The organism is Enterobacter sp., assembly GCF_977039595.1.
The window spans coordinates 60,414-73,711 of the sequence record NZ_CDRQYH010000001.1 but is presented as its reverse complement, the minus strand read 5'-3'; the positions used below and the strand labels follow the sequence as shown (position 1 = coordinate 73,711).

The 13,298-nt window shown below is 54.4% G+C and carries 15 protein-coding genes; 7 read left to right on the top strand and 8 right to left on the bottom strand.

Annotated elements, in window-relative coordinates; all coding sequences use genetic code 11:
* Positions 1 to 113 precede the first annotated feature (113 nt).
* Positions 114 to 476 carry a protein YacL gene (gene yacL, locus ACWYRJ_RS00340; RefSeq protein ID WP_023310423.1) on the top strand — a complete coding sequence of 121 codons (363 nt, stop codon included), beginning with the start codon at positions 114 to 116 and terminating at the stop codon, positions 474 to 476.
* 31 nt (positions 477 to 507) lie between these two features.
* Here yacL and speD read toward each other — a convergent pair whose 3' ends face one another.
* From speD to ACWYRJ_RS00325, 3 genes are all read right to left on the bottom strand, one after another.
* The gene (gene speD / locus ACWYRJ_RS00335; protein ID WP_008501953.1) at positions 508 to 1,302 is read right to left on the bottom strand and encodes an adenosylmethionine decarboxylase; all 795 of its coding nucleotides are present in this window, start codon (positions 1,300 to 1,302) and stop codon (positions 508 to 510) included.
* Positions 1,303 to 2,172 carry a polyamine aminopropyltransferase gene (gene speE, locus ACWYRJ_RS00330; protein WP_039265690.1) on the bottom strand — a complete coding sequence of 290 codons (870 nt, stop codon included), beginning with the start codon at positions 2,170 to 2,172 and terminating at the stop codon, positions 1,303 to 1,305.
* Between the two features lie 114 nt (positions 2,173 to 2,286).
* The gene (locus ACWYRJ_RS00325; RefSeq protein ID WP_014882582.1) at positions 2,287 to 2,634 is read right to left on the bottom strand and encodes a YacC family pilotin-like protein; all 348 of its coding nucleotides are present in this window, start codon (positions 2,632 to 2,634) and stop codon (positions 2,287 to 2,289) included.
* A 145-nt stretch (positions 2,635 to 2,779) separates the two neighbouring features.
* Here ACWYRJ_RS00325 and cueO point away from each other — a divergent pair, with 145 nt between their 5' ends.
* Entirely contained in the window at positions 2,780 to 4,348 is a 1,569-nt protein-coding gene (gene cueO / locus ACWYRJ_RS00320) for a multicopper oxidase CueO (protein ID WP_223581266.1), read from the top strand.
* 86 nt (positions 4,349 to 4,434) lie between these two features.
* On the opposite strand, the gene ACWYRJ_RS00315 is transcribed toward cueO, so the two are convergent.
* Positions 4,435 to 6,825: a glucose/quinate/shikimate family membrane-bound PQQ-dependent dehydrogenase gene (locus ACWYRJ_RS00315; protein WP_115876424.1), complete on the bottom strand. Its 2,391-nt coding sequence runs from the start codon at positions 6,823 to 6,825 to the stop codon at positions 4,435 to 4,437.
* 208 nt (positions 6,826 to 7,033) lie between these two features.
* On the opposite strand from ACWYRJ_RS00315, the gene hpt reads away from it, so the two are divergent.
* On the top strand, positions 7,034 to 7,570 hold the full coding sequence (gene hpt, locus ACWYRJ_RS00310) for a hypoxanthine phosphoribosyltransferase (RefSeq protein ID WP_008501948.1): 537 nt from the start codon (positions 7,034 to 7,036) through the stop codon (positions 7,568 to 7,570).
* 61 nt (positions 7,571 to 7,631) lie between these two features.
* Here the strand turns inward: hpt and can are convergent, their stop codons facing one another.
* A complete protein-coding gene (gene can / locus ACWYRJ_RS00305; protein ID WP_008501947.1) occupies positions 7,632 to 8,294 on the bottom strand; it encodes a carbonate dehydratase in 663 nt (220 codons plus the stop codon).
* A 107-nt stretch (positions 8,295 to 8,401) separates the two neighbouring features.
* On the opposite strand from can, the gene ACWYRJ_RS00300 reads away from it, so the two are divergent.
* From ACWYRJ_RS00300 to ACWYRJ_RS00285, 4 genes are all read left to right on the top strand, one after another.
* Positions 8,402 to 9,328: an ABC transporter ATP-binding protein gene (locus ACWYRJ_RS00300; RefSeq protein ID WP_008501946.1), complete on the top strand. Its 927-nt coding sequence runs from the start codon at positions 8,402 to 8,404 to the stop codon at positions 9,326 to 9,328.
* Positions 9,325 to 10,095, top strand: coding sequence for an ABC transporter permease (locus ACWYRJ_RS00295; RefSeq protein WP_023334536.1), 771 nt, complete (start codon positions 9,325 to 9,327; stop codon positions 10,093 to 10,095). Before ACWYRJ_RS00300 ends, ACWYRJ_RS00295 begins: the two co-directional genes overlap by 4 nt.
* Before the next feature lie 104 nt (positions 10,096 to 10,199).
* The gene (locus ACWYRJ_RS00290; RefSeq protein WP_111964015.1) at positions 10,200 to 10,640 is read left to right on the top strand and encodes a PTS sugar transporter subunit IIA; all 441 of its coding nucleotides are present in this window, start codon (positions 10,200 to 10,202) and stop codon (positions 10,638 to 10,640) included.
* Between the two features lie 62 nt (positions 10,641 to 10,702).
* Positions 10,703 to 11,950: a polysaccharide deacetylase family protein gene (locus tag ACWYRJ_RS00285; RefSeq protein WP_133293796.1), complete on the top strand. Its 1,248-nt coding sequence runs from the start codon at positions 10,703 to 10,705 to the stop codon at positions 11,948 to 11,950.
* A gap of 3 nt (positions 11,951 to 11,953) precedes the next feature.
* Here ACWYRJ_RS00285 and panD read toward each other — a convergent pair whose 3' ends face one another.
* The 3 genes from panD to ACWYRJ_RS00270 form a co-directional block, all read right to left on the bottom strand.
* The gene (gene panD / locus ACWYRJ_RS00280) at positions 11,954 to 12,334 is read right to left on the bottom strand and encodes an aspartate 1-decarboxylase (protein WP_006810068.1); all 381 of its coding nucleotides are present in this window, start codon (positions 12,332 to 12,334) and stop codon (positions 11,954 to 11,956) included.
* 33 nt (positions 12,335 to 12,367) lie between these two features.
* On the bottom strand, positions 12,368 to 13,219 hold the full coding sequence (gene panC, locus ACWYRJ_RS00275) for a pantoate--beta-alanine ligase (RefSeq protein ID WP_325849463.1): 852 nt from the start codon (positions 13,217 to 13,219) through the stop codon (positions 12,368 to 12,370).
* An 11-nt stretch (positions 13,220 to 13,230) separates the two neighbouring features.
* Positions 13,231 to 13,298: hypothetical protein (locus ACWYRJ_RS00270; RefSeq protein WP_455507254.1), on the bottom strand; the 68-nt coding region annotated here is incomplete at its 5' end.

Genomic DNA, 13,298 nt, shown 5'->3' with positions numbered 1-13,298 from the left:
AGGCCGCAGGGTCTTGCTCTCACCTTTTTATTTTCATTCCTCCCACCTCTCACGCTTTTTTTCTTCCTCGCTGCTGCGATAATTACCTTAATGGCTTTGCAGAGGAAAACACTATGGATTACGAATTTCTGCGCGACATCACCGGAGTGGTGAAAGTGCGTATGTCGATGGGCCACGAAGCCGTTGGACACTGGTTTAACGAAGAGGTGAAAGAAAACCTCGCACTTCTTGATGAGGTTGAACAGGCGGCAAATACGGTAAAAGGCAGTGAACGATCCTGGCAGCGCGCCGGGCATGAATATACGCTGTGGATGGATGGTGAAGAGGTCATGGTGCGTGCCAACCAGCTCGAGTTTTCAGGTGACGAGATGGAAGAGGGAATGAGCTACTATGACGAAGAGAGCCTGTCGATGTGTGGCGTAGAAGATTTCCTTCAGGTGGTGAACGCATACCGTGATTTCATGAAACAGAAATAACAGCCCGGAGCATCCCTGCTCCGGCTTGTTCTTACACGGCCGGAATATTACGGCCGTAGTAAATCTCGCGCATCTCTTTCCAGAGCAGGTCAGTAATCGCCTTACGCTCTTCTTCGCTCAAATCTTCCGGCTTCGTGTGGAACATATAGTGCTTAAGGTCGAACTCCTTAAGTAACATCTTGGTATGGAAGATGTTTTCCTGATACACGTTCACGTCCATCATGTCGTACAGCGATTTCATGTCCTCGGACATAAAGTTCTGTATGGAGTTGATCTCGTGGTCAATGAAGTGCTTCATGCCGTTGACGTCACGAGTAAAACCGCGCACGCGATAATCAATCGTGACGATATCCGATTCCAGCTGGTGGATGAGATAGTTCAGCGCGTTCAGCGGGGAAATCACGCCGCAGGTCGACACTTCAATATCGGCGCGGAACGTACACAGCCCACCTTCCGGGTGACTCTCCGGGTAGGTATGGACGCAGATATGGCTTTTATCCAGGTGGGCAACAACCACTTCCGGCAGCGGGCCCGGATGTTCCGTTTTGTCGATAAGCTTCGGGTCAACCGGCTCTTCGCTGACCAGAATGGTCACGCTCGCGCCCTGGGGTTCATAATCCTGTCGGGCGATATTCAGGATATTTGCGCCGATAATGGAACAGGTTTCTGACAGGATCTCGGTCAGACGGTTGGCGTTGTAGAGTTCGTCGATATAGGCGATGTAACCATCGCGTTCTTCCGCTGTTTTGGCATAGCAGATATCGTAAATACAAAAACTCAGGCTTTTGGTCAGATTGTTAAAGCCATGCAGTTTAAGCTTTTTCAATTAGCTCACCCCCTTAGTGGATAATGCGTCTTGCAGGTACTGCGGCAGAGCAAACGCTGCGGTATGAATAGCCGGATTGTAGTATCGGCACTGAAGACCTGCCTGATGGAAGCGGGCCTGAATAATTTCGGTGGAGAGATGGCGTAATACGTCGTTATCCGTTGCCCAGGCAAAGGTCATGATCCCGCCGTAGTACGTCGGAATGGCCGCCTGATAGAAGCTGACATCCTCGAAATAGGTGCTGAGCTTGCGATGGCTGTCCAGCGCTTCATCCTGCTGCAGGAAGCAGACGCCGTTTTGTGCGACGAAGATCCCGCCCGGGTTCAGGCAGCGCTTGCAGCCTTCGTAGAACGAGGAAGTGAACAGCGACGCGCCTGGGCCAATAGGGTCGGTGCAGTCGGAGATAATCACGTCAAAGGTCTGCGAGGTCTGGTTAACAAAGTTAACGCCGTCGTCAATCACCAGGCTAAAGCGGGGATCGTCATAGCTGCCGGCATTGTGGTTGGGCAGGTACTGGCGGCAGAAAGAGACGACGCCCGCATCGATTTCCACCATGGTGATGGTTTCAATGGAACGATGGCGGGACACTTCACGCAGCATTGCGCCGTCGCCGCCGCCGATAATCAGAACATGCTTCGCGTGACCGTGCGCCAGGAGCGGGACGTGGGTCATCATTTCATGATAAATAAACTCGTCGCGCTCGGTGGTTTGCACCACGCCGTCCAGCGCCATCACGCGGCCAAAGGCAGCATTTTCGAAGATGATCAGATCCTGGTGATCGGTTTTCTCATGATAGAGCACGTTATCAACGGCAAAGTACTGACCAAACTGGTCATGCAATGTTTCATGCCACAACGTGTGGTCGGCCATAGCGAACTCCTCCTGTGTAAACATCCGTTACGCTCGCAAAAAATGAGCGAAACATGATAGCTAACTCTAACCGTGGTTGCACGGCCAGAGGTTCAACAGGAGGCGTCGGGAAGGTTATTTAACGTAGGCGAGCAGGCTGAGTGAGTCGCGAGCCAGCGCTTTGCATTTTTTAGCAGTGGGAATGCCAATACCGCTTAAGTCACGGTAGCTGTCTTCGCCGAGCGCCTTCATGTCGAAGCTGTCGTAGTTGCTGAGATCCCACTGGTTCTGCTGGGCAAAAAAGACCAGCGCGCGGCGAATCTGCCCGTTGGGTAAATTCTGGTAGCCACAATCATTTTTCAGGAATACAAAAACCGCCGTTAAATCGGCCATATCTTCCGCTTCATTTTCACTTAGCGCATAGCTGTTCGCACACATTGCCATCAGGCTACCGAACAAAATTGTCCTGAAAAACGTCTTCATTGCTTCTACCACTTCTTCACGGAAAATTAACGTTAGCATACTTGATGCCAGTGCGACGATCTTTATTATTGCCGCTTTACTTGACCTTCCGGTAAGGGGAGGGTTTATGCTCAAAAGATCGCCTGCTGGAAATAAGGAAATGAACATGCAACGTCGTGATTTTTTAAAATATTCCGCTGTGCTGGGGGCTGCCAGCGCATTACCTCTCTGGAGCCGCGCGGTTTTCGCGGCCGACAGGCCAGCCTTACCCATTCCTGATTTAGTGACCGCTGATGCGCGAAGCCGTATCCAGCTTGTGGTTCAGGCCGGTAACACGACGTTCGGCGAGCACAACGCTACGACGTGGGGCTATAACGGTAATTTGCTCGGTCCGGCGCTTCAGCTGCGTAAAGGGAAAGCGGTGACGGTGGATATCCACAACACGCTCGCTGAAGAGACGACGCTGCACTGGCACGGGCTGGAAGTGCCGGGAGAGGTGGACGGCGGGCCGCAGGGCATCATCAAAGCGGGCGGTTCGCGCAGCGTCACCTTTACGCCCGACCAGCGCGCGGCGACCTGCTGGTTCCATCCGCATCAGCATGGTAAAACGGGCCATCAGGTGGCGATGGGGCTGGCGGGGCTGGTGCTGATTGAAGACGACGAAAGCCGCCTGCTGCGCTTGCCGAAGCAGTGGGGCATCGACGATGTGCCGGTGATTGTGCAGGACAAGAAATTCACCGCTGACGGGCAAATTGACTACCAGCTGGACGTGATGAGCGCGGCGGTAGGCTGGTTTGGCGACACGCTGCTGACCAACGGCGCCATTTATCCTCAGCACGCCGCGCCGAAGGGCTGGCTGCGCCTGCGTCTGCTTAACGGCTGTAACGCGCGTTCCCTCAACTTCGCCACCAGCGATAAGCGTCCGCTGTACGTGGTCGCCAGTGACGGCGGCCTGCTACCGGAGCCGGTGAAATTGAGTGAGCTGCCGATGCTGATGGGCGAACGCTTTGAGGTGCTGGTGGACATCAGCGACGGCAAGGCGTTTGACCTCGTGACGCTGCCGGTTAGCCAGATGGGGATGGCGGTCGCGCCGTTTGACAAGCCGCACCCGGTGCTGCGTATCCAGCCTTTACCGGTGACCGCTTCCGGCACGCTCCCTGATACGTTAACCACTATGCCAGCACTTCCGTCGCTTGATGGGCTTACGCAACGCAAGCTGCAGCTCTCTATGAACCCGATGCTCGATATGATGGGCATGCAGGCGCTGATGGCGAAATATGGCGATAAGGCGATGGCGGGAATGCATCACGGGCAGATGATGGGCCATATGAATATGGACCATGGAAAAATGGGCGGCATGGGGAACATGAATCACGGCGACCATGGCTTTGATTTCCACAACGCCAATATGATCAACGGCAAGGCGTTCGATATGAATACGCCGATGTTTGCTGCGACAAAGGGCCAGTTTGAGCGCTGGGTGATTTCAGGCGAAGGGGACATGATGCTGCATCCGTTCCATATCCACGGCACCCAGTTCCGCATTCTCTCTGAGAACGGTAAAGCGCCGGACGCGCATCGCGCGGGCTGGAAGGATACGGTGAAGGTGGAGGGCGGCGTCAGCGAGGTGCTGGTGAAGTTTGACCACGACGCGCCGAGGGAGTTTGCCTACATGGCGCACTGCCATCTGCTGGAACATGAAGATACGGGGATGATGCTGGGCTTTACCGTATAAAAAAAGCCGGGTGGCGGCTTCGCCTTACCCGGCCTACATAGCGTATCCATAGGCCCGGTAAGCGTAAGCGCCACCGGGCTTTTCAGTTACTTGTTTTCGTCAGGCAGCGCATACGCGACAATATAGTCGCCCATCTTCGTGCCAAACGAACCGTGACCGCCCGCAGAGATGACAACGTACTGCTTGCCATTCACTTCATAGGTCATCGGCGTGGCTTGTCCACCCGCTGGCAGACGGCCTTGCCACAGTTTCTCACCGTTGGTCATGTTGTACGCGCGCAGGTAGTTATCTGCGGTTGCCGCGATGAACAGCACGTTACCGGCGGTGGAAATTGGGCCACCCAGCATTGGCATACCCATATTGAACGGCACCGGAACCGGCATAGGGAACGGCATGCTGTCCTGTGGCGTACCAATACGTTTTTTCCACACGATCTGGTTAGTTTTCAGATCCAGACCGGAGATGTAACCCCAGGCAGGCTGTTTACACGGCAGACCAAACGGAGACAGGAACGGGTTCAGCGTTACGCCGAACGGTACGCCGTACTGCGGCTGAATGCCGGCTTCGGTACCGCTGCCTTTCGCGTCTTTCGGCTGTTCCATTGGGTTGCCCGGACCGCGTGGGATCAGACGGGAAACGAACGGCAGCGCCATCGGGTTGGCAATTGCCACCTGACGGTTAGGATCAACGGAGATCCCGCCCCACTCGAACATCCCCAGGTTACCCGGGAAGACCAGCGTGCCCTGCTCAGAAGGCGGGGTGAAGATGCCTTCATAGCGCAGCTGATGGAACATCACGCGGCACACCAGCTGGTCAAACATTGTGGCGCCCCACATGTCTGCCCCGCTGAGGTCTTTCTTCGGACGGAAGCTCAGGTCGGAGAACGGCTGGGTTTTGCTGACGTAATCGCCTTTCGCCGCACCCTGCGGTACCGGTTTTTCCGGTGCAGGCACAACCAGCTTGCCGTTGCTGCGATCCAGCACGAAGATGTTGCCGGTTTTGGCCGGGGCGTAAATCACCGGCACGGTTTTACCGTTTACAGTAATGTCCGCCAGCGTCGGCTGGGACGGCATATCCATATCCCACAGATCGTGGTGAACGGTCTGGTAGCTCCAGGCCAGCTTACCGGTGGTTGCGTTCAACGCCACGATAGCGCTGGCATAACGTTCCTGTTCCGGCGTGCGGTTACCGCCCCAGATATCTGGCGTAGTAACGCCCATCGGCAGGTAGACCAGGTCCAGCTTCGCGTCATACGCCGCTGGTGCCCAGGAGTTTGGCGAGTTAAAGGTAAAGGTGTGCTCGTCAGACGGGATCGCGTTTGGATCTTTCGCGCCCGGGTCGAAGGCCCACAGCAGTTTACCGGTATTCACGTCGAAACCACGGATAACGCCGGAGGTTTCACGCGTGGAGAAGTTATCCGTTACCGAACCGGCAATCACGATGGTTTTATCGGTGATGATTGGCGGTGAGGTTGGCTCATACAGACCCGGCGTGGTGTCAGGCATGTTGGTCTGCAGATTCAGGATACCTTTGTTGGCAAAGGTTTCGCACAGCTTGCCCGTTTCGGCATTGATGGCGAACAGGCGACCATCGTTGACCGGCAGCATGATGCGGCGAGGACAGTCGGCAATGACTTCCGGGCTCGCATTATCCGGGCGCGCTTCGTGGTAAGAGACGCCACGGCAGGTCACGTGCTGGAAGGACGGGTTGGAGTTCAGCTGCGGATCGAAGTGCCATTTCTCTTTACCGGTGGCCGCGTCGAGCGCGAACAGACGCTGGTGCGCCGTACACAGATAAAGCATATCGCCGACTTTAATTGGCGTCACTTCGTTGGTCAGTTCACCCGGATCGTTCGGCATCTTCAGGTCGCCGGTACGGAATACCCAGGCTTCTTTCAGGTTTTTAACGTTGTCCGCGTTGATCTGCTTCAGCGGGGAGTAACGCTGGCCTTCCTGGTTACGACCATAGGCAGGCCAGTCGCCGTCAGCGACCTGAGAGATCGCCGCCGCAGGCGTCGATTCTGCGTTCAGCGTACCGTTGATCTCCTGCGGGTCGTTAAAGCCGGCCCAGGTCAGGATACCGCCGCTGATCAGCAGGGCTACTACCAGCGCCGCAACGGCACCGCTGGACGGCACGATCAGGCGACGCCAGACAAACGGCAGGATCAGCCATATACCGAAGAAGACCAGAATATCGCTGCGCGGCGTCAGCGCCCAGAAGTCAAAGCCGACTTCCCAGACGCCCCAGATCATGGTGGCAAGAAGGAATGCGGCATACAGCCACAGTGCGGATTGTTTTCTACGCAACAGCAGGACGGTTACGGCAACCATCACCAGGCCCGCAATCGGGTAGTACCAGGAGCCGCCTAAAGCGACCAGCCAGACGCCACCGATTAACAGATACAGCGCGCAGAAGGCTGCGAACGCTGCTGTTAATGTCACCAGTAGACGCGGCTGTTTAGAGTTTGTTTCAGCCATAGAAAGTGTACTCGTCAGTTTTTGTTAATAATTTGCTAGCAACTAATTATAGGTATTAACAAGTGTGATCGGAATCACAATATTTGCTTTTTATAACTCATACGCCAGGCTTATCCATTTGCTGATATAATGAGGGGCTTGCGTATCAGTGCTGGATATTAACTCATCCGTATTGAGAGATTTTCATTAAAATCATTTGGTTAGTAATATGAAACATACTGTTGAAGTGATGATCCCGGAAGCCGAGATCAAAGCGCGTATCGCCGAACTGGGTCGTCAAATCACCGAACATTACAAGGACAGCGGCAGCGAAATGGTGCTGGTCGGTCTGTTGCGTGGCTCTTTCATGTTCATGGCAGACCTGTGCCGTGAAGTGCATGTGCCCCACGAAGTCGATTTTATGACCGCCTCCAGCTACGGCAGCGGCATGTCCACCACCCGTGATGTGAAAATCCTGAAAGACCTGGATGAAGATATTCGTGGCAAAGATGTGTTGATCGTTGAGGACATTATCGACTCCGGCAATACGCTGTCAAAAGTGCGCGAGATCCTGAGCCTGCGTGAGCCAAAATCGCTGGCGATTTGCACCCTGCTGGATAAGCCTGACCGCCGTGAAGTGCAGGTGCCGGTAGAGTTCGTGGGTTTCTCAATTCCTGACGAATTCGTCGTCGGTTACGGCATTGACTACGCGCAGCGTTATCGCCATCTGCCGTATGTTGGGAAAGTGGTATTGCTGGACGAGTAATTGCGGGCTGATGCCCTCACCCCGGCCCTCTCCCGCAGGGAGAGGGAGAACATCCCCGGCTTTATTTATGATTCACATGCTTAAGCTGAAGGTTGGCAATCCCAGAACGGTAACGCTGCTCCAGCGTTTCGCGGTTGGTGGCAGTCACTTCCAGATTGCGCAGCAGACCATCGTGAATTCCGTACGCCCAGCCGTGGATAGAGACCTTCTGCCCGCGTTTCCACGCTGATTGCATGATCGTTGAGTGGCCCAGGTTATACACCTGCTCCATCACGTTGAGTTCGCAAAGGGTATCCATGCGACGCTCCTGCGGCATTTCACCCAGCAGTGAGCTATGTTTGAACCAGATATCGCGGATGTGCAGTAGCCAGTTATCAATGAGCCCCAGTTCCGTGTTTTCAACCGCCGCCTGCACGCCGCCGCAGCCGTAATGGCCGCAAATGATGATGTGCTCGACTTGCAGAACGTCAACGGCATACTGAACAACAGAAAGACAGTTGAGATCGGTGTGAATCACCAGATTGGCAACGTTGCGGTGAACGAACAGTTCGCCGGGCTCAAGGCCTGTCAGGCGCTCCGCCGGTACGCGGCTGTCGGAGCATCCAATCCAGAGAAAGCGTGGGTTTTGCGCCTGCGCGAGTTTTCCAAAAAATCCGGGGTCTTCCTCCACCAGCATTTTTGACCATAGTGCATTGTTGCTGATGAGTGTATCTATGTTGTTCATGGAGGTTAGCGACCTGTAACCGAGTAATTGCGTTGCGCTACTATAGGGTAACCCGACTTTTAATGAAACCACACAACGTGTGTCAGAACTGAAGGTAAGTTAATTTCATGGCAATTGCACTGGAGCTTGAACAGCTTAAAAAAACCTATCCGGGCGGCGTTCAGGCGCTACGCGGAATAGATCTTAAAGTAGAGGCCGGTGATTTTTACGCGCTTCTGGGGCCGAACGGCGCGGGGAAATCGACCACCATTGGGATTATCAGCTCGCTGGTCAACAAAACGTCCGGCCGGGTGAGCGTCTTTGGTTACGACCTGCAAAAAGATGTGGTGAACGCCAAGCGCCAACTGGGTCTGGTACCGCAGGAGTTCAACTTCAACCCGTTCGAGACGGTGCAGCAGATCGTCGTTAACCAGGCGGGTTATTACGGCGTCGAGCGTAAAGAAGCCCTTGAACGGAGCGAAAAATACCTCAAGCAGCTCGACCTGTGGGAAAAGCGTAACGAACGCGCACGGATGTTATCCGGCGGGATGAAGCGCCGGCTGATGATTGCCCGTGCGCTTATGCACGAGCCAAAACTGCTGATTCTTGATGAGCCAACGGCGGGCGTAGACATCGAGCTGCGACGCTCCATGTGGGGCTTCCTGAAGGATCTCAACGACAAAGGCACCACCATTATTCTGACCACCCACTACCTTGAAGAGGCTGAAATGCTCTGCCGCAACATCGGCATCATCCAGCACGGTGAGCTGGTGGAGAACACCTCGATGAAGAATCTGCTCTCCAAGCTGAAATCAGAAACCTTCATTCTCGATCTGGCGGCTAAAAGCCCGCTGCCGAAGCTTGAAGGGTATCAGTATCGTCTGGTGGATACCTCGACGCTGGAAGTGGAAGTGCTGCGCGAGCAGGGGATTAACAGCGTGTTCTCGCAGCTGAGCGCGCAGGGGATTCAGGTCTTAAGTATGCGTAACAAAGCGAACCGACTGGAAGAGCTGTTTGTCTCTCTGGTACAGGACAAACAAGGAGACAAGGCATGACGCATCTTTACTGGGTCGCGCTGAAAAGCATCTGGGCGAAAGAGATTAACCGCTTTATGCGTATCTGGGTGCAAACCCTGGTGCCACCGGTCATCACGATGACGCTCTATTTCATCATCTTCGGTAACCTGATTGGTTCCCGGATTGGTGAAATGCACGGCTTTACCTATATGCAGTTTATCGTGCCGGGTCTGATCATGATGGCGGTGATTACTAACGCCTACGCCAACGTAGCGTCATCATTCTTCAGCGCTAAGTTCCAGCGCAATATTGAAGAGCTGCTGGTTGCGCCTGTGCCGACGCACGTCATTATCGCGGGCTATGTTGGCGGCGGCGTAGCGCGCGGGCTGTGCGTGGGCATCCTGGTCACGGCGATTTCACTGTTCTTCGTGCCGTTCCAGGTCCACTCGTGGCTGTTCGTCGCGCTGACGCTGCTACTGACGGCAATCCTCTTTTCGCTGGCCGGATTACTGAACGCTGTGTTCGCTAAGACGTTTGACGATATCAGCCTGATTCCGACCTTTGTGCTGACGCCGCTGACCTATCTCGGCGGGGTGTTCTACTCCCTGACGCTGCTGCCACCGTTCTGGCAGGCGCTGTCGCACCTGAACCCGATTGTCTACATGATCAGCGGTTTTCGCTTTGGCTTCCTCGGCATTACCGATGTGCCGCTGTTTACCACGGTTGCGGTGCTGGTGGTGTTCATCATCGCCTTCTACCTGCTCTGCTGGTATCTGATCCAGCGCGGACGCGGTCTGCGCAGCTAATCTTTTGCCCGGCGACGTTTAGTTTGCCGGGCACTTTCTTTGACAGTTATCACCGAAAGCTAACCTTCACTTCGCTAAACTACTTGCCTGCTAAGGAGAGAGTTATGCTGGGATGGGTTATCACCTGCCACGATGAACAGGCGCAGGAAATGCTGGATAAGCTTGAAGCCAGATTTGGCCCGCTGGTGCAATGCCGGGCGGTAAACTACTGGCGCGGGTTGAGCACCAACATGCTTAGCCGCATGATGTGCGATGCCCTGCATGAAACGGACACCGGTGATGGTGTGATTTTCCTTACCGATAAATCGGGCGCGGCGCCTTACCGTGCAGCCGCTTTGCTCAGCCATAAGCATGCATGCTGTGAAGTGATCTCGGGTATTAACCTCTCCCTGCTGACGTTAATGTATCCGCAGCGTGAAGCCTTAAGCAGCGCTGAGTTTCGTCAGGCTATCGTGGCACAGGGCGTTCCGGGCGTCAGCAGCTTGTGGCATCAGCAGCAAAAAAATCCTCCTTTCGTCCTGCTCCACGATTTGTATAAGAATTAAACGTGGGTATTGATGTCTCATTTGTTACAATAGCGGCAGTTTTCCGCACCGATTAAGACACCATGCTACCGCGCATTCTTTTCCTGCTATTGATGCTCATTTCCGGCGTCAGCTCAGCCAGTTTACTCAGTCAGCAAACGCTGCCTGCCCAGTACATGCAAACCACCGAAGACGCGGCGATCTGGGCGCAGGTGGGAAACAGCGTGATCAACGTCGGTAACGTGCGCGCCGGGCAGATCCTCGCCGTTGTGCCCGCGGCGGCGGACTACTATGAATTTCGCTTCGGTTTTGGCACGGGTTTTATCGATAAAGGGCACCTGGAGCCGGTTCAGGGGAAACAGCGCGTTGAGGACAGCCTCGGGGATCTCAATAAACCCCTGAGCAATCAGAATCTCATTACCTGGAAAGACACGCCGGTCTATAACGCGCCGTCGAGCGGTAGCGCGCCGTTCGGCACATTAAGCGCCAATCTTCGCTATCCCATATTAAACAAACTGAAAGACCGCCTGAATCAGACCTGGTTCCAGATCCGCATCGGCAATCGTCTGGCTTGGATCAGCAGCCTGGATGCGCAGGAAGATAATGGACTTCCGGTTCTGACCTACCATCATATTTTGCGTGATGAAGAAAACACGCGCTTTCGACATACGTCCACGACGACCAGCGTACGTGCGTTTAACAACCAGATGGCCTGGTTACGCGATCAAGGCTATACCACCCTGACGATGTACCAGCTGGAAGGGTACGTGCGTAACAAAATGAACCTGCCTGCAAAATCGGTGGTAATAACCTTTGACGACGGCCTGAAATCTGTCAGCCGCTATGCCTATCCTGTGCTGAAAGAGTACGGCTTCAACGCTACCGCATTTATTATCTCTTCCCGCATTAAAGGCCACCCGCAGAAATGGGATCCTAAATCGCTGCAGTTTATGAGCGTGCAGGAGATTAAGGGCATTCAGGATGTGTTTGATATTCAGTCTCATACCCACTTCCTGCACCGCGTGGATGGGTATAAGCACCCGATTTTACTGAGCCGCAGCTATCACGTGATTTTGTTTGATTTTGAACGCTCGCGTCGCGCGCTGGCGCAGTTTAACCCGCGCGTGCTCTATCTTTCCTATCCGTTTGGCGGCTACGACAATAAAGCGATAAAGGCGGCAAATGATGCCGGTTTCCATCTGGCAGTGACGACGGTGAAAGGTAAGGTGAAGCCGGGTGATAATCCTTTCTTACTGAAACGCCTGTACATCTTAAGAACGGATTCGCTGGAAACAATGTCGCGGCTGATCAGCAATCAGCCGCAGGGATAATGCTTAAGCAACCTGAACCGGAATCGCCTTCGCGGTACGTTTCATGTCGTTGTCGCCTTCAAAATAGGCGACTTTCGGCTGCCAGCGGCGTGCCTCTTCATCAGACATCATCACGAAGCTGGCGATAATCACAATATCGCCCACGTCCGCGCAGTGCGCTGCCGCGCCGTTAACGGAGATGATTTTAGACCCGCGCTCGGCGGCGATGGCATAGGTTGAGAAACGTTTGCCGTTGTTAACGTTCCAGATATCAATCGCTTCGTTTTCAAGGATGCCCGCGGCATCAAGGAAATCCTGGTCGATGGCGCAGGAGCCTTCATAGTGCAGGTCGGCCTGGGTGACTTTCACACGGTGAAGCTTACCTTGCAGCATTTTGCGAATCATTACGTTTACCTTTCATCTTCCGGGTAGAGAAACCTACGCCAGTTCAACCACTTTGTTGTCGATTAGGCGGGCCTGACCAAGCCATGCCGCCACCAGAATGACCGCACGTTTGCTGGCCTGTGTAAGCTCCAGAAGCGTGTCGGCATCGCGAATTTGAATATCATCAGCGCGGAAGCCTTTATCGTTCAGCGCCTGTTCAGCCAGAGCAATAATCTCTTCGGCAGTTAACTCTTTCGCCAGAAGCTGTTCTGCCATGGTATTCATGACCTTGCTTAAGCCCGGCGCGATTTTACGCTGGTCGGCGGTCAGGTAGCCATTTCGCGAGCTGAGCGCCAGACCGTCTTTGGCGCGTACAATCGGTACGCCGACAATCTCGATATCGTAACCCATATCCGCAACCATCTTGCGGATCAGCGCCAGCTGTTGGAAATCTTTCTCACCGAAGCAGGCAACGTCCGGCTGCACAAGGTTGAACAGCTTGCTGACGATAGTGGAAACGCCGCGGAAATGACCCGGGCGGCTCGCGCCTTCGAGCATTGTGGAAATGCCCGGGACGTCAACGTAGGTTGCCTCTTCAGTACCCTGCGGGTAAACATCCGCCGGTGCAGGTGAGAAGACGATATCCGCATGGCGTTTTTTTAGCTTCTCGCAATCTTCCTGCAGGGTACGCGGATAGCGTGCCAGATCGTCGGCGCGGTCAAACTGCATTGGGTTAACGAAGATACTGACCACCACGATATCTGCACGGGCTCTTGCTTCGTCAACCAGCTTCATATGACCGTCATGCAGGTTGCCCATGGTCGGGACCAGTGCGATACGTTTACCTTCCTGACGCGCACGACGGATATGCTGGCGAAGCAGCGGCAGGGTTTCAATGATTAGCACAACGAGACTCCTTAATGGAAACTGTGTTCTTCACCCGGGTAAACACCGGATTCAACGTCGGCAATATACTGCCTGACCG